Below are 18,043 nucleotides of genomic sequence, written 5' to 3'. Positions count from 1 at the left end.
TGCCGACAGCAGGCTAACGCGATATAACTCCTCTAGTCAACGTTGATTATTCCGCGTCGGCCTCGGTCGGCGGCTCTCTGCGCTCCCTCCAGCCCGACCAACCCTCCACGTTCTCCAGCTCAGCAGGCAGGTACGACACACCGGACTCGATCCGTTCCGCGATCCGTTCGCACCACCCCATCTCCGCCTCCGCCCGCACCGCCCACAGCTCGAACATCCAGCCCACGTGCGCCGGCTTCCGGTTACGCACCCAGTCCGACTCGAGCGAGGCACGCATCGACTCGACGCCAGCGCGCAGCAGATTGGCCCGGTTGCGCAGGGCCGCGGCGGCCTCGGCGCGCGGCATGGCCGGCAGGAAGGAGAAGGCCGCCGCGAAGGGGTCGGTTGGCTCGCTGAGGTTCCACCAGAGGTTGCGCAGCAGCGTCTCGAACTCGTCCTCGCCCGTGGCGGTCACCTCGTAGGTGGTCCGGGCCGGACGGGCACCCACCTGCTCGGTGGCGACGGCGCGGAGCAGTCCCTCCTCGGTGAGCTTGCGCAGGGCGTGGTAGATCGACCCTGGCTGCACGTTCGCCCATTTGTCGGCGCTCCAGCTCAACAGCTCGCGGCGTACGTCGTAGCCGTGCACGGGCTGCATCCACCGCACCAGACCGAGGATCATCATTCGAGTCGCAGACACCCGACAAGCGTAATAGCCAAGTTTGACTACAGCGTCGCGGCACAGTGCGGCATCCCACACTGAGCGATCGTTAGGGCCAGTTGGGCGGCCGATACACTCCCCGTCAGTAACCTGCCCGGGAGGAGCCACGAAGGTGCGCAAGGTACTCATCGCCAACCGCGGCGAGATCGCCGTCCGGGTGATCCGTGCGTGCCGCGACGCCGGCCTGGGCAGCGTCGCCGTGTACGCGGACTCCGACCGTGAGGCCCTGCACGCCACCCTCGCGGACGAGGCGTACGCGCTCGACGGGGACACCGCGACCGAGACGTACCTGCGCATCGACAAGCTGCTCGACGTCGCCGCCCGGGCCGGCGCCGACGCCGTGCACCCCGGCTACGGCTTCCTGTCCGAGAACGCCGACTTCGCCCAGGCGGTCATCGACGCCGGGCTGACCTGGATCGGCCCCACCCCGCAGGCGATCCGCGACCTCGGCGACAAGGTCACCGCCCGGCACATCGCCCAGCGCGCTGGCGCCCCGCTGGTCCCCGGCACCCCGGACCCGGTCGCCAGCCCGGACGAGGTGATGGCGTTCGCCGTCGACCACGGCCTGCCGGTCGCCATCAAGGCCGCCTTCGGCGGCGGCGGGCGCGGCCTCAAGGTCGCCCGGACCATGGAGGAGATCCCCCAGCTCTTCGAGTCGGCCACGCGCGAAGCGGTCGCAGCGTTCGGCCGGGGCGAGTGCTTCGTCGAGCGCTACCTGGACCAGCCCCGGCACGTCGAGGCGCAGGTCCTCGCCGACCAGCACGGCAACGTGATCGTGGTGGGCACCCGGGACTGCTCCCTGCAGCGTCGGCACCAGAAGCTCGTGGAGGAGGCGCCCGCGCCGTTCCTCACCGACGCGCAGCGGGCACAGATCCACGACAGCGCCAAGGCGATCTGCCGCGAGGCCGGCTACCACGGCGCCGGCACGGTCGAGTACCTGGTCGGCGTGGACGGCACCATCTCCTTCCTGGAGGTCAACACCCGACTCCAGGTCGAGCACCCGGTCACCGAGGAGACCGCCGGCATCGACCTGGTGCGCGAGCAGTTCCGGATCGCCGACGGTGAGAAGCTGCGGATCACCGAGGACCCGACGCCGCGCGGGCACTCGATCGAGTTCCGGATCAACGGCGAGGATCCGGGCCGCAACTTCCTGCCCGCCCCCGGCACGGTCACCGCGCTGCGACTGCCCACCGGCCCGGGTGTCCGGGTCGACACCGGCATCTCGGCCGGGGACGTGATCGGTGGCAACTTCGACTCGTTGCTGGCCAAGGTGATCATCACTGGCGAGACGCGTACCGAGGCGCTGGAGCGTGCCCGCCGCGCGCTGGACGAGATGGTCGTCGACGGAATGGCCACCGCGCTGCCGTTCCACCGACTGGTCGTGCGGGACGAGGCGTTCACCGCTGAGCCGTTCACCGTGCACACCCGGTGGATCGAGACCGAATTCCACAACACCGTGCCGCCGTTCGCCGCCGCCGCCGGTGCCGCCGAGGCGCCGGCAGAGCGCGAGACCGTCGTGGTAGAGGTGGGTGGCAAGCGAATCGAGGTCCGCCTCCCCGCCGGCTTCGGCGGGGGTACGACCACCGCGGCACCCGCCACCCGTAAGCCGGCCCGACGCGGCGGCGGAGCCAAGGCGGGCGCCCCGGTCAGCGGTGACGCGCTCACCTCGCCCATGCAGGGCACCATCGTCAAGATCGCGGTGGCGGACGGCGACACCGTGGCCGAGGGCGACCTGGTGGTGGTGTTGGAGGCGATGAAGATGGAGCAGCCGCTGCACGCCCACAAGGCGGGCACGGTCAGCGGGCTCACCGCCGAGGTCGGTGCCGTGATCACCGCCGGTGCCCCCATCTGCACCATCGCCTGAGCGGTCAGCGCAGGTTCTCGGCGGCAACCGCGCGGACGGCGGCGGTCAGGGCGTTCAGCACATCCGACTCCAGCCGCCAGTGCTGCCAGTAGAGCGGGACGTCCAGGTGTCGGCCCGGCGCGAGGTCGACACAGCCACCGGCGGCGAGGTCGGCCTGGGCGATCTGTTCCGGCACCATACTCCAGCCCAACCCGAGCCGGATCGTCGCGCTGACGGCCGGCACCGACGGCACGTAGTGCACCGGCGGGTCGAGCGGCCGACCCGCTACCGCCTCGATGAAGCGGTGTTGCACGCGATCCTTCCGGTCGAAGACGATCAGCGGCGCGCCCGCCAGCGCGGAAGCGGTGAACCCTCCGACGAAGTGGGACGCCACGAATTCCGGCGTGGCCAGCGCGCGGTATCGCATGGCTCCGAGCGGTAGCACCCGGCAGCCCTGCACCGCCTCCCGCTGGGCGGTGACCGCCGCCGTCACCGAACCGTCACGGAGCAGCTCGGCGGTGTGGTCCTGATCGTCCTGCCGCAGGTCGAACGAGAGCCCGGCCCGCTGTGGCAACCGGGCCAGCGCGGTGGGAAACCAGGTGGCCAGTGAGTCCGCGTTGACCACCACGGCGACGCGGACGCGACCGCCGCCGGCCAGCGGGCCGCGAGCGTCGGCCAGTGCCTCCCGTTCGAGAAGCGTGAGCTGGCCGGCCAGGCGCAGCAGCGGGCGGCCGGCGTCGGTTGCCACACACGGTCGGGCGCGGCGGACCAGCACCTGGCCGACGGTCTCCTCCAGCGCCTTGATCCGTTGACTCACCGCCGACGGCGTGACGTGCAGCAGCCGGGCCGCCGCGTCGAAGCTGCCCTCCGCCACCACCGCTGCGAGCGTCCGAAGCTGCGCCGAATCGAGACCGTCCATCAGCACAGCTTAAGTTGCGTCAGAATCTTTAGTTGGACTGGTGACTGTCGCCAGCTCTAGCGTCGATCCGTGCTCACCTCCGCCGTCGCCGGCTTCTCGATCTCCATCGCGCTCATCGTCGCCATCGGCGCTCAGAACGCCTTCGTCCTGCGCCAGGGCCTGCGTCGCGAGCACGTCGTACCCGTGGTGCTCACCTGCGCCGCGTCGGACGCTCTGCTGATCATGGCGGGCGTGGCCGGGGTCGGTTCACTGGTGACGGGCCGACCGGGCCTCCTGACGGCGATCCGCTGGGGCGGTGCGGCGTTCCTCCTCTGCTACGCGGCGCTCGCCGCCCGCCGCGCCCTCCGGCCCGGCGCCCTGCTGCCCACCGAGCGGCCGCCGGCCACGTTGGGGGCGACCCTGCTCGCCTGCGTCGCCTTCACCTACCTGAACCCCCACGTCTACCTGGACACCGTGCTGCTCCTCGGCGGCGTGGCCCAACAGCACCCGCACCGGTGGGTCTTCGGCGCCGGGGCCGCCCTGGCCAGCGCGGTCTGGTTCACCGCGCTCGGCGCCGGTGCGCAGCGCCTGGCGCCGCTGCTCGCCCGTGCCGTCGCCTGGCGGGTGCTGGACGCGATCATCGCCGTCGTGATGGCCGGGCTCGCCGCGGCTCTCCTGTTGGGCTGACCGACCCTGACACCAGGCACCGAGACGCCACCCGGACCAGGCCAACGGCAACGACGGCGGTGAGAGTGTTTTCCACGACCACCGGCGGCGGGACGGGCCGCGAGCGGGAATGATGGCCGGGTGCGGTTCCTTCACGGCGCGGTCCCCGCGCACGACCTGACCTATACCGACGTCTTCATGGCGCCGGCCCGCTCCGACCTGAGCTCCCGGCTCGACGTCGACCTGTCCACCGGTGACGGCACCGGCACCACCATCCCGCTGGTGGTGTCGAACATGACCGCGGTCGCCGGCCGGCGGATGGCCGAGACGGTGGCCCGCCGGGGCGCGATCGCGGTGATCCCGCAGGACATCCCGATCGAGGTGGTGGCGAATGTCGTCGGCTGGGTCAAGCAGCGGCACCTGGTCTACGACACTCCGATCACCCTGGGCCCGACCGAGACCGTGGGTGACGCCATCCACCTGCTGCCGAAGCGCTCGCACGGTGCGGTGATCGTGGTCGACGACGCCGGCCGGCCGATGGGCGTGGTCACCGAGGCGGACACCACGGGAGTGGACCGGTTCGCCCAACTGCGTCACGTGATGTCCACCGAGCTGCACACCGTCCCGGCGGACGCGGACCCGCGTACCGGCTTCGATCTGCTCTCCGCGGGCCGTCGTCGGCTCGCCCCGGTGGTGGACGCCGAGGGTCGGCTGGTCGGGGTGCTGACCCGCCAGGGCGCGCTGCGCGCCACGCTCTACACGCCGGCGGTGGACGACCGGGGCCGGCTTCGCATCGCGGCGGCCGTCGGGATCAACGGCGACGTGACCGGCAAGGCCGCGGCTCTGCTGGAGGCGGGGGTGGACACGCTGGTCGTGGACACCGCGCACGGCCACCAGGCACGGATGATCTCCGCGCTCCAGGCGGTCCGCAAGCTGGACCCGGGGGTGCCGGTGGCCGCCGGCAACGTGGTCACCGCCGAGGGGGTACGCGACCTCGTCGAGGCGGGGGCGGACATCATCAAGGTGGGTGTCGGGCCGGGCGCGATGTGCACCACCCGGATGATGACCGGCGTGGGACGCCCGCAGTTCTCCGCCGTACTCGACTGCGCGACCGCGGCCCGGCAGCTCGGCCGGCACGTCTGGGCCGACGGCGGGGTGCGGCATCCACGGGACGTCGCGCTCGCGCTCGCCGCCGGGGCGTCGAACGTGATGATCGGCTCGTGGTTCGCCGGCACCTACGAATCCCCCGGCGACCTGTACGCCGATGCGGACGGCCGGCGGTACAAGGAGAGCTTCGGGATGGCGTCGGCTCGGGCGGTCAGCGCCCGCACCGCCGACGACAGCCCGTACGACCGGGCCCGCAAGGCGGTGTTCGAGGAGGGCATCTCCTCGGCCCGGATGTACCTGGACCCGGCCCGACCCGGCGTCGAAGACCTGATCGACGAGATCATCGCGGGGGTACGCAGCGCCTTCACCTACGCCGGCGCACGGGACCTGACGCAGTTCCACGAGCGGGCGATCGTCGGCGTCCAGAGCGCCGCCGGTTTCACCGAGGGAATGCCGCTCCCCACGAGCTGGTAGCGCTCTTCGCCGCGTCGAGGGCTGCTCAGCTCGCCAGCCGGCGCAGCACGGCGCGGGCCGCCTCGCGGGGGTCGTCACCGACCCGGGCCGGCAGTGCGCCCGCCAGCCAGAGGGTGGCGAAGCCGTGGGCGATCGACCAGGCGGCGAGCGCGTCCCGCTCGGTGTCGGCGGGCGCGCCGTCGCTGGGTAGGGCGGCCACCCCGGCGCCGAGCGCGGCTCGGGCGCGCTGTCGTGCGGCGACCAGCTCGCCGTCGTCGGCCCGGTAGAGCTCGGGCCGGAACATCACCTCGAAGTACGCGCGGTGTGCGACGGCGAAGTCGACGTATGCCACACCCGCCTCCAGCAGGTCGTCACCCGTCGCGGTCAGCGCCTGGGCCAACCGGTCGAAGCCCTGGGCGGCGAGGGCGCTGAGCAGGCCCGCCTTGTCGCCGAAGTGGTGTGCGGGCGCGGCGTGCGAGACGCCGGCCCGACGGGCCAGGTCGCGCAGGCTCAGCGCGGTGGGCCCGACCTCCTCGATGGCCTCCAGCGCTGCGGCGAGGAGGGCCCGGCGCAGGTCGCCGTGGTGGTAGGTGCGCGTCTCGGTCATGCCCGAATCCTATCTTGTCATTGACAAGATGGCTCCTTGATCTGCAAACTTGCCACTGACAAGTTACCGAGGAGGATTCGATGGCACCCCTGATCGCCCTACTGGTCGGCACCGCGCTCGCCCGCCTGACCGGCCTGGCCGGTATCTCCGCACTGGACGGCTGGCACCCCGCACTGCGGGTCGGACTGGCCGTGATGTTCACGCTGACCGCCGTCGCACACTTCGCCGGTCAACGCCGTACCGACCTGATCGCCATGGTCCCGCCTCGACTGCCCCGGCCGGACCTGCTGGTCACCCTCACCGGGGTGATGGAACTGGTCGGCGCGATCGGCCTGCTGGTGCCCGCGACCGCGCGCCTGGCCGCGGCCGGGCTCGCCCTGCTCATGCTCGCGATGTTCCCGGCCAATGTCTCGGCCGCACGTCGACGGCTGACCCTCGGCGGACGCCCGGTCACCCCTCTCGGGCAGCGCACCGTCCTGCAGATCGCGTTCGTCGCCGCCGCGGCGGTAATTTCGTTTGGCCCCTGACTATCAGGGAGCTAACCTGCTCTTCGTGGAACTCGTGACGCTCCAGGACGTGCCTCTCGGCCGACTACTGGTGGTGGCCGGGCACCTGGTCGGGCAGCGGTGGAACCGCTACCTCGCCGAGGAGCACGGCCTCACCCAGGCCGGCATGATCACCCTGATGACGCTCGCCCGACACGGCGAGCTGCCCCACCGGGAGGTCGCCGAGAAGGGGTTCGTCCGCCCGGCGACCCTGACCGGCATCGTCGACACGCTCGAACGCGACGGTCTGGTCGAGCGCCAGCGCGACGACAGCGACCGGCGCAGCATCCGACTCGCCCTCACGCCCGCCGGACGGGAGCGGGTGGCCGCGCTCGGCGCACTGATGCACTCCGGACGCCCACTCACCTCGGTCGATGCCGACCCGGTGAAGGCACAGGTGATCCGAGAGTTCCTGCTCGAGGTCATCGGCAGCGGGGACGACCCGCGGATGACCGGACGCCCAACCGAACCGAAGGATCCGGCGTGCTGATCCGACTGCTGCGCAACCAACTGCGCTCCTACCAACGACCGTTGCTGGCCGTCGTGCTGCTCCAGTTCGTGGGCACCATGGCATCGCTCTACCTGCCCAGCCTCAACGCCGACATCATCGACAAGGGCGTTGCGCGGGGCGACACCGACTACATCGTGCACACCGGCGGGTGGATGCTGCTGGTCAGCCTGATCCAGATCGTCTGTTCGATCGCCGCGGTCTACCTGGGCGCTCGGATCGCGATGGGCTTCGGCCGGGATGTCCGGGCCGAGTTGTTCGGGCACGTCAACCGCTTCTCCGCCCGCGAGGTGGCCCGGTTCGGCGCACCGTCGCTGATCACCCGCAACACCAACGACGTGCAACAGGTGCAGATGCTCGTCCTGATGAGCTGCACCATGATGGTCGCCGCGCCGATCATGAGCGTGGGTGGCGTGGTGATGGCGCTCCGCGAGGATGTCGGGCTCTCCTGGTTGATGCTGGTCAGCGTGCCGGTGCTGGCCGTCGCGCTCGGCGCGATCATCCGTCGGATGGTGCCGGGCTTCCGGCTGATGCAGACCCGGATCGACACGGTCAACCGGGTGCTGCGTGAGCAGATCACCGGCATCCGGGTGGTCCGCGCCTTCGTCCGCGAGCCGTACGAGACGGATCGTTTCGCCGTCGCCAACGCCGACCTGGCAGCCACCGGTCTGCGTACCGGCCGCCTGCTGGCGCTGATCTTCCCGGTGGTCATGCTGGTGCTGAACGTCTCCAGCGTGGCGGTGCTCTGGTTCGGCGCGCAGCGGGTGGATGCCAACGCGATCCAGATCGGCGCGCTCACCGCCTTCCTGCAGTACCTGATGCAGATCCTGATGGCGGTGATGATGGCCACCTTCATGTTGATGATGGTGCCCCGGGCCGCGGTCTGCGCCGAGCGGATCGTCGAGGTGCTGGACACCGACTCCTCGGTGGTTCCCGCCGCCGAGCCGGTCAGCGAGCTGACCACCCAGGCCGAGCTGGAGTTGCGCGGGGTGCGTTTCCAATACCCGGGCGCGGTCGAGCCGGTGCTGCGGGACATCTCCTTCCGAGCCACCCCGGGCACCACCACAGCGATCATCGGCAGCACCGGCGCTGGCAAGACGACCCTGCTGTCGCTGATCCCCCGCCTGGTCGACGTCACCGCCGGCGCGGTGCTGGTCGACGGGGTGGACGTGCGGGAGTTGGCGCCGGACGAGTTGTGGCGGCGGATCGGCCTGGTGCCGCAGCGGCCGTACCTGTTCACCGGGACGGTTGCCAGCAACCTGCGCTACGGCAATCCGGACGCCACCGACGAGGAGCTGTGGGCGGCATTGGAGATCGCCCAGGCCCGGGACTTCGTGGCCCAGATGCCCGGCGGGCTGGACGCGCCGATCGCGCAGGGCGGCACCACCGTCTCCGGTGGGCAACGACAGCGCCTGGCCATCGCCCGGGCCCTGGTCCGGCAGCCGGAGATCTACCTCTTCGACGACTCGTTCTCCGCGCTCGACCTTGGCACCGATGCGCGACTCAGAGCCGCCTTGCGGCCGGTCACCGCGCAGTCCGCGGTGGTGATCGTGGCCCAGCGGGTCTCCACGATCATCGACGCCGACCAGATCATCGTTCTTGAGGACGGAGGGGTCGTCGGAGTGGGACGACACGCGGAATTGTTGGAAACCTGCCCGACGTACGCCGAGATCGTGGCTTCACAGCAGACGGCGGAGGTGGCGGCATGAGTGAGCGCGACGAGCCGCGCACCGCGGCCGTACCCAGTCAGAAGCCGGGAGGCGACGCGCAGCCCGGTGGCGACGCGCCGACGCCGAGGCGGCTGCCTCCGGGCCGCCAGGGCGGCGGGCCGCCCTGGGCGGGCGCCGGGATGCCCGCCGAACGGTCGATGAACTTCGGGCCGTCCGCCCGGCGGTTGCTCGGCCGGCTGCGCCCGTACCGGCTGCACCTGGGCGCGATCATCACCCTGGCCGTGGTCAGCGTCGGGTTCAGCGTGGCCGGGCCGAAGATCCTCGGCCATGCCACGGACCTGATCTTCACCGGGGTGATCGGCCGGCAACTGCCCGCCGGCACCACCGCCGAGCAGGCCGTCTCAGCGGCCCGGGCCAGCGGCAACAACAGCTTCGCCGACATGCTGGCCCGGATGGACGTGGTGCCCGGGGTGGGCATCGACTTCAACGCCCTGAGCCGGGTGCTGCTACTGGCGCTCGGGCTCTACCTGGCGGCCAGCCTGCTGTCCTGGTGGCAGGGCTGGCTGCTCAACGGGGTGGTCCAGCGCGCCGTGCAACGGCTGCGCGGCGAGGTGGAGGAGAAGCTCAACCGGCTGCCACTGCCCTACTTCGACCGGCAGCCCCGCGGTGAGCTGCTCAGCCGGGTCACCAACGACATCGACAACATCGCCACCAGCCTCCAGCAGACCCTCAGCCAGTTGCTCACCTCGCTGTTGACCGTCGTCGGCGTGCTGGCCGTGATGTTCTGGATCTCTCCGCTGCTGGCTCTGGTCGCCCTGATCGCGGTGCCGCTGTCGGTGCTGGTCACCCAGCGCATCGCCAAGCGCTCGCAGAAGCAGTTCATCGCGCAGTGGAAGCACACCGGCGAGCTGAACGGCCAGATCGAGGAGGCGTACACCGGTCATGAGCTGGTCAAGGTCTTCGGCCGGCAGCGCGAGGTGGAGGCCGCGTTCGCCGCGAAGAACGACGAGCTGTTCCGGGCCAGCTTCGGGGCCCAGTTCATCTCCGGGATCATCATGCCGTCGATGATGTTCATCGGAAACCTGAGCTACGTGGCGATCGCCGTGGTCGGCGGGCTGCGGGTCGCCTCCGGCACGATGAGCCTCGGCGACGTGCAGGCGTTCATCCAGTACTCCCGACAGTTCACCCAGCCGCTCACCCAACTCGCCTCGATGGCCAACCTCCTGCAGTCCGGGGTGGCCTCGGCCGAGCGGGTCTTCGCGGTGCTCGACGCCGACGAGCAGACCCCCGACCCGGTGGAGCCGGCCCGGGTCACCGACCCGCACGGTCGGGTCGAGTTCGAACACGTCTCGTTCCGCTACGAGCAGGACAAGCCGCTGATCGACGACCTGTCACTGGTCGCCGAGCCGGGTCACACGGTGGCCATCGTCGGCCCGACCGGCGCCGGCAAGACCACGCTGGTCAACCTGGTCATGCGGTTCTACGAGCTGGACGCCGGCCGGATCACGCTCGACGGGGTGGACATCACGACGATGCGCCGCGACGACCTGCGCGGCCGGGTCGGCATGGTGCTCCAAGACACCTGGCTCTTCGGCGGCACTATCCGGGACAACATCGCCTACGGACGGCCGGACGCGACCGAGGAGGAAATCCTCGCCGCGGCTCAGGCCACCTTCGTGGACCGGTTCGTGCGCAGCCTGCCCGACGGCTACGACACGGTCATCGACGAGGAGGGCAGCAACGTCAGCGCCGGCGAGAAGCAGCTCATCACCATCGCCCGGGCATTCCTCGCCGAGCCTTCGCTGCTGATCCTCGACGAGGCGACCAGCTCGGTGGACACCCGCACCGAGGTGCTGCTCCAACGGGCGATGGCCGCGCTGCGCTCGGACCGGACCAGCTTCGTCATCGCGCACCGGCTCTCCACCATCCGCGACGCCGACCTGATCCTGATGATGGAGAACGGCCGGATCGTCGAGCAGGGCACCCACGAGCAGTTGCTCGCCACCCACGGCGCCTACCACCGGCTCTACCGCTCCCAGTTCACCGGTGCGGTCGTCGACGAGGAGCCGGTCGGCCAACCGGCGGCGGTCTAGGGCGGGTCGACGTGCGCGCGACGCGATCGACGGCGACCCGCCCCGGATCGGCGGGTGGGTCAGTCAGGTGGGAGCAGATCGGCCGCTCGGGCGGCGACCTGCCCGCTGATCAAGGCGAGCGCGACGTCCGCCGGCATCGGTTCCAGGGCACGGCCGCCGCGCAGGCGCAGCGCGAGGCGCCCGTCGGCCGCCTCCCGAGGACCCAACACCCCCAGGTACGGGACGCGGCGACGGGCCGCGTCCCGGATCCGGGCGCCCAGCGAGCCGGCGACGTCGACCTCGACCCGCAGGCCGGCGTCGACGGCCCGCCGGGCCAGGTCGGCCGCCGCGTCGGCCTGGCCGTCGTCCACCGGCAGCAGCACCAGTTGGACCGGCGCGTACCAGGCCGGGAAGGCGCCCTCGTGCACCTCGATCAGGTACGCGAACAGCCGCTCCATGCTGCCGACGAGGCTGCGGTGCACCATGACCGGTCGACGCCGGCTACCGTCCGAGTCGGTGTACGACAGGTCGAACCGCTCCGGCTTGTCGAAGTCCAACTGGATGGTGGAGAGGGTCGACTCCCGGCCGGCGGCGTCGACGATTTGAATGTCGATCTTCGGGCCGTAGAAGGCGGCCTCCCCCGGAGCCTCGACGTAGTCCACCCCGGCCAGCGCGCCCCGGAGCAGATCCTCGGCGCGGGCCCACTGCGCGTCGTCGCCGACGTACTTCTCGCCCGGCCCGCGCAGCGACAGCCGGAAGCCGGCCGGGCGGACGCCGAGCGCGGCGTGCGCGGCGCGGATCAGCCGGAGGATCTCGGCGACCTCCTCACCCACCTGCTCGGGGGCACAGAAGGTGTGCGCGTCGTTGAGCGAGATGGCGCGTACCCGGGACAGCCCACCGAGCACCCCGGAGCGCTCGGAGCGGTACATCCCACCCAGCTCCGCGACCCGCAACGGCAGCTCGCGATAGGAGCGGCCCCGGGCGCGGAAGACCAGCGCGTGGTGCGGGCAGAGGGCGGGACGGAGCACGAACTCGTCGTCCGCGCTCAGCCGCATCGGCGGGAACATGTCGTCGGCGAAGTAGCCGAGGTGCCCGGAGAGTTCGAAGAGTTCGCGCTTGCCCAGCGGCGGCGAGTAGACGTGCTGGTGGCCGGAGCGGCGCTCCAACTCCCGGACGTACTCCTCGACAGCGTGCCGGGCGGCGGCGCCGGCCGGCAGCCAGATCGGCAGGCCGGCGCCGGCGAGCGGATCGGAGACGAAGAGGTCCAGCTCGCGGCCGAGCCTACGGTGGTCGATCATGTCGGGCTCCTGGATCGGGTACGACCCGGAGGCGACCTGGGCTCCGAACGGCACGCGGCCCTCGGGGGCGGATCGCCCCGGGGCCTGGTCGACGGTGGTTACGTCAGAGCGGCGCGCCGGGGATACCCGGCGTCGTCGTCACCACTACCGCTCTGCGCATACGGCGACCGTACCCACCGACAATCGGGGACGCACCCGGATTTGCGGCGGCGAAGGAGGGGGCGGGCCGCCGGCGCGGGACCCGCCGGCGGCCCAGGCGGCCCGAATCGTCAGGAACGGGGGACCCGACGGGCGTGGGCCGCGCCAACAACGGTACGCCGACGTACGCCGATTTGCCGACCGGTGCGGGACGGGTGGGACGGCCACCGCAAGCCGTCACCCGAGATTGGTTCGCCTCGTTGTACCTGGTTGGCCGGGTCGTGTCGACCGTCACGACGGGCCGGGGCCGTCCACGGTGACGCCGGACACGCAGTCAGGCTCAAGACACCCAATCGGCCGCATCCGGCGAGGTGGCAGGCGTGCCCGAACTACTGACTGACGTCGCATCGCCGACGTGGGCATACCTGTTGCTGCTCGCCCTGCTGATCGCGGACGCCTTCGTCCCGGTGATCCCCACCCAGATCGTCATGATCACCAGTGGTGCGCTCACCGTCTACGGCGGGCTCAACCTGCCGGTCACCATCGCCGTCGGCGCGCTCGGTGTGTTCGCTGGCGACCTGGCCTGCTACCTGCTCGGACGGGTCGCACCGGACCGGCGGTCGCCCCGGCACGCCGCCGAACTGAGCCGGGCTCGTCGGGTCGCCAATCGGGTCACCCAGGGGCTGCGAAAGCCCGGGCCGCTGGTCATCCTGCTCTGTCGGTTCGTGCCCGGCGGCCGGATGGCGGCCTGCTTCTCGGCCGGCCGCAGCCGCTACCCGTACCGACTGTTCGTGGTCTACGAGGCCGTCGCCGCGCTGGGCTGGGCCACCTACGGCGCGCTCGTCGGGCACCTGGGCGGCACCGCGCTGACCGAGTCGGCATGGCGGCTGGCCATCATCGCCACCGCCGCCGCGGCCGGCTTCGCCGCGGCGGGCTGGGCGATGACGCTGGTCAGCGCCCGCCAAGCCCGAGCCGCCGCAGCAGCAGACATCCCCATTGACTGAGTGTCGGCCCACCCTGCGGGTATAAGCTGGACTTATATTGACGAGATGTGGGACGTCAAACTTCATCCTGAGGTCGAGCAGTGGTTCCTCGGCCTCTGCAGGACGGATCCCGCCAGTGCCGACCTCATCAGTGAGGCCATCGACCTCCTCATGGAGCACGGGCCGGCGCTCGGGCGTCCGTTGGTTGACCGTCTCAAAGGCAGTTCCTTCCACCACATGAAGGAGCTGCGACCTGGATCCGCTGGCTCTACGGAGGTCCGCATGATCTTCGCTTCGATCCACTTCGAGAGGCGGTCTTCCTAGTTGCTGGCGACAAGTCTGGCCAGTGGCAGAGTTGGTACCAGACGGCCGTCGCCTTGGCGGACGATCGGTTTCAGGAGCACCTCATCAGCCTGAAGGGCGCACAACGATGACCGGTGGAGCCGACTGGCGGGACGTTAAGGCGAAGGCCCGAAAGCTCGACCCCTCCTGGGATCATCCGGATCGGGTTGCGCGACGGGCTCAGCAGCGCGAGCAGATGCTGGCGGCGGTCAGCGGCACGCAGTTGGCGGAGATCCGCAAGCAGCTGGGCATGACCCAAACCCAACTGGCCGAGGCCGCAGGGTTGACCCAGGCGAGGATCAGTCAGATCGAGAATGGCGAGCACACCAGCCTGGAAACACTCCGTGCCTACGTCACCGGGCTCGGGGGCCATCTCGACGTCGTCGCCCGCATCGGGAACATCCAACTGAACGTTGCCTGATCGGGCGTAGTCCGTCTGCGGAGAGGCCGACACGCGCCGCACCTGAGGAATCACACCGATTCTCCGGATGCCTCTAGGGGTGGTCCCCCGGAACGATTTCGGTGGCCGTCCCGGATCCGGCTGGGGTCCCCGCGGCGACAGGCTGAGGCATGCCTGGAACCCGGAGCACCGGCCTGTTCGCCCTCGGCGGCATCGCGTTGGCGGCGCTGCTCACCGTGATCGGCCACCTCGAAGTCAACGACGACCTCAGCCCGTGGGCGCTGACCATCAGCGATTTCGCGGTCTCCGACCGGGGCGGCGTCATCGATGTCGCCATGGTGGTGCTCGCGCTCGCCACCGTGGCCCTGCTGTACGGCCTGCGCCGCACCGGCCCACCCCGAGCACAGTCCGGTCGGACGACCGAGTTGCTGCTCGGCACCTGGTCGGCCGGGCTGCTGCTGGCCGCGGTGGTGCCGACGAACGAGCCGGGCACGGCCATGACCACGGCGGCCTACGTGCACCGGTACGCCTCGGTGGTCGCCTTCCTGGCGCTCCCGGTCGCCGGCTGGCTGCTCGCCCGCCGGCCGGATCTGGCCCCCGCAGCCCGGACGCTACGCACCCTCGTCCTGCTCAGCCTCGCCCTGGCGGCGGCGATGATCTGGTCCGCCTACCCCGGCGACCGGGTGCTCATCGGCCTGGCCGAACGCCTCCTCATCCTCACCGAGGTAGCGGTGCTGGCCACGGTGGCGGTGATCCAGACCCGGACTTCGGCGGCGGTCGGGCGAGGAGCGAGGCTCACTCCAGCTCGTGGAGCATCAGCTGGCGCGCTGCCTCGGTGATCGAGCCGGAGAGGCTCGGGTAGATGGTGATGGTCTGGGCCAGCTCGTTGACCGTGAGGTTGTTCTCCACGGCCATGGTGATCGGCAGGATCAGCTCGCTGGCCTTCGGGGCGACCACCACACCGCCGATCACCTGACCGCTGGCGGGCCGGCAGAACAGCTTCACGAAGCCGTCGGGGAGGTCGTCCATCTTTGCCCGCGCGTTGCCGGACAGCGGCAGCATCACCTGCCGGGCCGGCACCTTGCCCGAGTCCACCTCGTCCTGCGAGACGCCCACGGTGGCCAGCTCCGGGTCGGTGAAGACGTTCGCCGCGACGGTACGCAACCGCAGCGGGCGAACCGCCTCGCCGAGGGCGTGCCACATGGCGATCCGACCCTGCATGGCGGCGACACTGGCCAGCAGCAGCACGCCGGTGCAGTCGCCGGCCGCGTAGATGCCGGGCACGTTGGTCCGGGAGGCCCGGTCGACGGTCACGTAGCCGCCCCGGCCCAACTCCACGCCGTACTCGGTCAGGCCCAGGTTGGCGGTGTTCGGGATCGAACCGACCGTGATCAGGGCGTGCGAGCCGGTGACCTTGCGGCCGTCGGAGAGCTCCACCTCGACGCCATCGGCAGTACGCCGGACCGCGTCGGCTCGGGAGTTGTTGAGGATCTCCATGCCCCGGTTGCGGAACACCCGCTCGATGGCGGACGCGGCATCGGCGTCCTCGTGCGGCATCACCCGGTCCCGACTGGAGACCAGGGTGACCTCGACCCCCATCGCCAGGTACGCGCTGGCGAACTCCGCGCCGGTCACACCTGAGCCGACCACGATCAGGTGCTCGGGCAGCTCCGGCAGGTCGTACACCTGGCGCCAGGTCAGGATGCGCTCACCGTCCGGGACGGCGGTGGGCAACTGGCGGGGGGTCGAGCCGGTGGCCACCAGCACGGTGGACGCGGCGATCGAGTATTCCTCGCCGCCGTCGGCGGGGGTGACGACGACCCGGTGGGTGTGCCCGAGGGCGTCCTCACCGAGCCGGGCGGTGCCGGCCACGAAGGTGACCCCCGCCTTGAGCAGCTTGGCGTGGATGTCGGCGGACTGTGCCAGAGCCAGCCGCTTGACCCGATCGTGCACCGCCTGCGCGTCGACGGTGACCGCCTCCAGGCCGTCCGAGTGCACCCCGAACTCCTCGGTGTCCCGGTAGCCGGTGACCACCCCCGAGCTGGCGATGAAGGTCTTCGACGGCACGCAGTCGGAGAGCACGCACGCTCCGCCCGCGCCGTCGGCCTCCACCACGGTGACATCGGCGTCCAGCTGGGCGGCGACCAGCGCCGCCTCGTACCCGGCCGGCCCACCACCGATGATCACGATCCGGCTCACAGCGTTCGCCCTTCGTCCATGCTCACAGTGACTTTCTTCTCCCGAGCGCATTCGACACGCACTGTCGTATTCTCCCCCACCCGTCCGCCGGGCTATCGTCATCGCCGTGCGTCATCACGCCGCCTACGGCTCAAATCTCGACCCCGCCCGGATGCGCGCCTACTGTCCGCATTCGCCAATGGTGGGCACCGGCTGGCTGGAGGGCTGGCGGCTGACCTTCGCCGGGGCGGACGTGATCGGCTGGGAGGGCGCGGTGAGCACCCTGGTCGAGTCGCCCGGTGAGCGGGTCTTCGTGGCGCTCTACGACATCCACCCGTACGACGCGGGCCAGCTCGACGAGATCGAGGGCGTGACCGCCGGCACGTACCGCAAGCTGCACGTCCGGGTCTCCACCCTCGACGGCGACGTGACCGCGTGGATCTACGTCTTCAACGGGTACGAGGGCGGCCTGCCGACCTCGTGGTATCTCTCCGAGATCGCGAACGCCGCCGAGAAGGCCGGCGCTCCGGACGACTATGTCACGGAGCTGCGGTCCCGCCCCACCGGCACCGCGTCGGCGTAGCAGCGCATATCGCACGTCTCCAGTCTGCTACCGCCGTCGACCGGATCGCCGGTCGGGCCCGACCGGGGTCGCCAATCACACACCGGCGGCCGGGACGGAAAGTTCGTACATGTCGGTCCACCGGGTCTCCCGCAGGCCCACCGACTCGTACAGCGACAGCGGCGCGGTCGGGTTGGTGAGGTCGACGCCCAAGCCGGCCGCCTGCCGCCCCTTCTCGGCGTAGCGGGCGAAGGCGCGGCGCAGCAGCGCCGCACCCACACCCCGCCGACGGTACGCGGACAGCACCGCCAGGTTCTTCACGAAGCCTTCCTGCTGGTCAAGCGCCTGATCCGAGGACTGCAACGCGCCTGCCGGCACCCCGTCCACCTCGGCGACGAACCACTCGTCCCAGGCGGTCAGGTCACCGATCCGGGCCCGCCACCGCTCGTACGACAGCGGCTCGTGATCCGGGGTGTCGGCGAACGCGGCCTCGTAGATCCGGTGGAACTCCCGCAGGTCGGCCTCGTCGTCGGGACGTACCGGCCGTACCGTCACGCCGGGCGGCGCTGCGGGCTCGTCGGGCCGGTCGGTCAGCGGCCGGCTCATCCGGACGTACCGCTTGGCCAGGGAGAACCCGGCCTCGACCAGGTCCCGTTTCCATTCGCGTTCGGGCGCGAAGACCGCGCAACGGACGGTGAGCGACGGCACCCCCCGCTCGGCGGCGCGCTCGGCGACCCGGTCCAGTTGTCGGGCCAGCAGTGGCGCCCGGACGGTCGCCGCGCGTACCGGGTCGACGTAGACCTCCACGAACTCCCGGCCGACTCCGGTCGGGTTGTCCATCGTCGCCCAACCGACCACGGTGCCATCCGGGTCGACCGCCAGCCAGGAGTCCCGGGTCGGGTCGAAGTACGGTGCGGCCAGCGACGCGGCGACGTCCTCGGCGTCGAAGTCGGGATGGCCGATGGCGAACGTGTCGGCGGCGTGCACCACCGCGAGGATCGCGGGCACGTCGTCGAGGGTGGGCCTGCGCGTTGTCCAGCCGGCGGGAAGGGTCACGGCAGAAGATCCTGGCAGCC

At 71.0% G+C, this 18,043-nt stretch carries 18 protein-coding genes; 12 read left to right on the top strand and 6 right to left on the bottom strand.

Going from position 1 to position 18,043, the window contains the following annotated elements; translation table 11 throughout:
- Positions 1–46: 46 nt before the first annotated feature.
- A complete protein-coding gene (locus tag HNR20_RS18185; protein ID WP_184188631.1) occupies positions 47–661 on the bottom strand; it encodes a PadR family transcriptional regulator in 615 nt (204 codons plus the stop codon).
- A 148-nt stretch (positions 662–809) separates the two neighbouring features.
- On the opposite strand from HNR20_RS18185, the gene HNR20_RS18180 reads away from it, so the two are divergent.
- Positions 810–2,561, top strand: coding sequence for an acetyl/propionyl/methylcrotonyl-CoA carboxylase subunit alpha (locus HNR20_RS18180; RefSeq protein WP_184181413.1), 1,752 nt, complete (start codon positions 810–812; stop codon positions 2,559–2,561).
- Between the two features lie 4 nt (positions 2,562–2,565).
- Here HNR20_RS18180 and HNR20_RS18175 read toward each other — a convergent pair whose 3' ends face one another.
- Positions 2,566–3,459 carry a LysR family transcriptional regulator ArgP gene (locus tag HNR20_RS18175; protein ID WP_184181411.1) on the bottom strand — a complete coding sequence of 298 codons (894 nt, stop codon included), beginning with the start codon at positions 3,457–3,459 and terminating at the stop codon, positions 2,566–2,568.
- 69 nt (positions 3,460–3,528) lie between these two features.
- On the opposite strand from HNR20_RS18175, the gene HNR20_RS18170 reads away from it, so the two are divergent.
- Both HNR20_RS18170 and HNR20_RS18165 read left to right on the top strand, forming a co-directional pair.
- Positions 3,529–4,125: a LysE/ArgO family amino acid transporter gene (locus HNR20_RS18170; protein ID WP_184181409.1), complete on the top strand. Its 597-nt coding sequence runs from the start codon at positions 3,529–3,531 to the stop codon at positions 4,123–4,125.
- Positions 4,126–4,245: 120 nt separating this feature from the next.
- Entirely contained in the window at positions 4,246–5,685 is a 1,440-nt protein-coding gene (locus HNR20_RS18165) for a GuaB1 family IMP dehydrogenase-related protein (protein ID WP_184181407.1), read from the top strand.
- Positions 5,686–5,710: 25 nt separating this feature from the next.
- On the opposite strand, the gene HNR20_RS18160 is transcribed toward HNR20_RS18165, so the two are convergent.
- A complete protein-coding gene (locus tag HNR20_RS18160; RefSeq protein WP_184181405.1) occupies positions 5,711–6,271 on the bottom strand; it encodes a TetR/AcrR family transcriptional regulator in 561 nt (186 codons plus the stop codon).
- Positions 6,272–6,351: 80 nt separating this feature from the next.
- Between HNR20_RS18160 and HNR20_RS18155 the strand changes: the two genes are divergently transcribed.
- From HNR20_RS18155 to HNR20_RS18140, 4 genes are read left to right on the top strand one after another with little or no spacing between them, the layout of a single operon-like run.
- On the top strand, positions 6,352–6,798 hold the full coding sequence (locus tag HNR20_RS18155; protein ID WP_184181403.1) for a DoxX family protein: 447 nt from the start codon (positions 6,352–6,354) through the stop codon (positions 6,796–6,798).
- A gap of 25 nt (positions 6,799–6,823) precedes the next feature.
- Positions 6,824–7,306: a MarR family winged helix-turn-helix transcriptional regulator gene (locus HNR20_RS18150; protein ID WP_184181401.1), complete on the top strand. Its 483-nt coding sequence runs from the start codon at positions 6,824–6,826 to the stop codon at positions 7,304–7,306.
- Complete coding sequence (locus tag HNR20_RS18145; protein WP_184181399.1) at positions 7,300–9,033, top strand: ABC transporter ATP-binding protein; 1,734 nt, start codon at positions 7,300–7,302, stop codon at positions 9,031–9,033. Before HNR20_RS18150 ends, HNR20_RS18145 begins: the two co-directional genes overlap by 7 nt.
- Complete coding sequence (locus HNR20_RS18140) at positions 9,030–11,087, top strand: ABC transporter ATP-binding protein (RefSeq protein ID WP_373290961.1); 2,058 nt, start codon at positions 9,030–9,032, stop codon at positions 11,085–11,087. Before HNR20_RS18145 ends, HNR20_RS18140 begins: the two co-directional genes overlap by 4 nt.
- 59 nt (positions 11,088–11,146) lie before the next feature.
- Here the strand turns inward: HNR20_RS18140 and thrS are convergent, their stop codons facing one another.
- On the bottom strand, positions 11,147–12,364 hold the full coding sequence (thrS, locus tag HNR20_RS18135; RefSeq protein ID WP_184181397.1) for a threonine--tRNA ligase: 1,218 nt from the start codon (positions 12,362–12,364) through the stop codon (positions 11,147–11,149).
- A 518-nt stretch (positions 12,365–12,882) separates the two neighbouring features.
- Between thrS and HNR20_RS18130 the strand changes: the two genes are divergently transcribed.
- The 4 genes from HNR20_RS18130 to HNR20_RS18115 all read left to right on the top strand — a co-directional run bounded on the left by HNR20_RS18130 (position 12,883) and on the right by HNR20_RS18115 (position 15,066).
- Positions 12,883–13,506: a DedA family protein gene (locus HNR20_RS18130; protein WP_184181395.1), complete on the top strand. Its 624-nt coding sequence runs from the start codon at positions 12,883–12,885 to the stop codon at positions 13,504–13,506.
- Between the two features lie 45 nt (positions 13,507–13,551).
- Positions 13,552–13,809, top strand: coding sequence for a type II toxin-antitoxin system RelE/ParE family toxin (locus tag HNR20_RS32725; protein ID WP_311736875.1), 258 nt, complete (start codon positions 13,552–13,554; stop codon positions 13,807–13,809).
- A 106-nt stretch (positions 13,810–13,915) separates the two neighbouring features.
- Positions 13,916–14,248, top strand: coding sequence for a helix-turn-helix domain-containing protein (locus HNR20_RS18120; RefSeq protein WP_184181392.1), 333 nt, complete (start codon positions 13,916–13,918; stop codon positions 14,246–14,248).
- A 149-nt stretch (positions 14,249–14,397) separates the two neighbouring features.
- Positions 14,398–15,066, top strand: a complete 669-nt coding sequence (locus tag HNR20_RS18115; RefSeq protein ID WP_184181390.1) for a DUF998 domain-containing protein — start codon at positions 14,398–14,400, stop codon at positions 15,064–15,066.
- Here the strand turns inward: HNR20_RS18115 and HNR20_RS18110 are convergent.
- Entirely contained in the window at positions 15,023–16,426 is a 1,404-nt protein-coding gene (locus tag HNR20_RS18110) for an NAD(P)H-quinone dehydrogenase (RefSeq protein ID WP_184181388.1), read from the bottom strand. The genes HNR20_RS18115 and HNR20_RS18110 overlap by 44 nt on opposite strands.
- 106 nt (positions 16,427–16,532) lie before the next feature.
- On the opposite strand from HNR20_RS18110, the gene HNR20_RS18105 reads away from it, so the two are divergent.
- On the top strand, positions 16,533–16,988 hold the full coding sequence (locus HNR20_RS18105) for a gamma-glutamylcyclotransferase family protein (RefSeq protein ID WP_184181386.1): 456 nt from the start codon (positions 16,533–16,535) through the stop codon (positions 16,986–16,988).
- A 75-nt stretch (positions 16,989–17,063) separates the two neighbouring features.
- Here HNR20_RS18105 and HNR20_RS18100 read toward each other — a convergent pair whose 3' ends face one another.
- Positions 17,064–18,023 carry a GNAT family N-acetyltransferase gene (locus HNR20_RS18100; protein WP_184181384.1) on the bottom strand — a complete coding sequence of 320 codons (960 nt, stop codon included), beginning with the start codon at positions 18,021–18,023 and terminating at the stop codon, positions 17,064–17,066.
- Positions 18,024–18,043 lie beyond the last annotated feature (20 nt).

It is taken from the genome of Micromonospora parathelypteridis (assembly GCF_014201145.1).
Taxonomy (GTDB): Bacteria; Actinomycetota; Actinomycetes; order Mycobacteriales; family Micromonosporaceae; genus Micromonospora; species Micromonospora parathelypteridis.
Note: the sequence above shows the minus strand (reverse complement) of the source record. Positions and strands in the feature narration are given on the sequence as shown.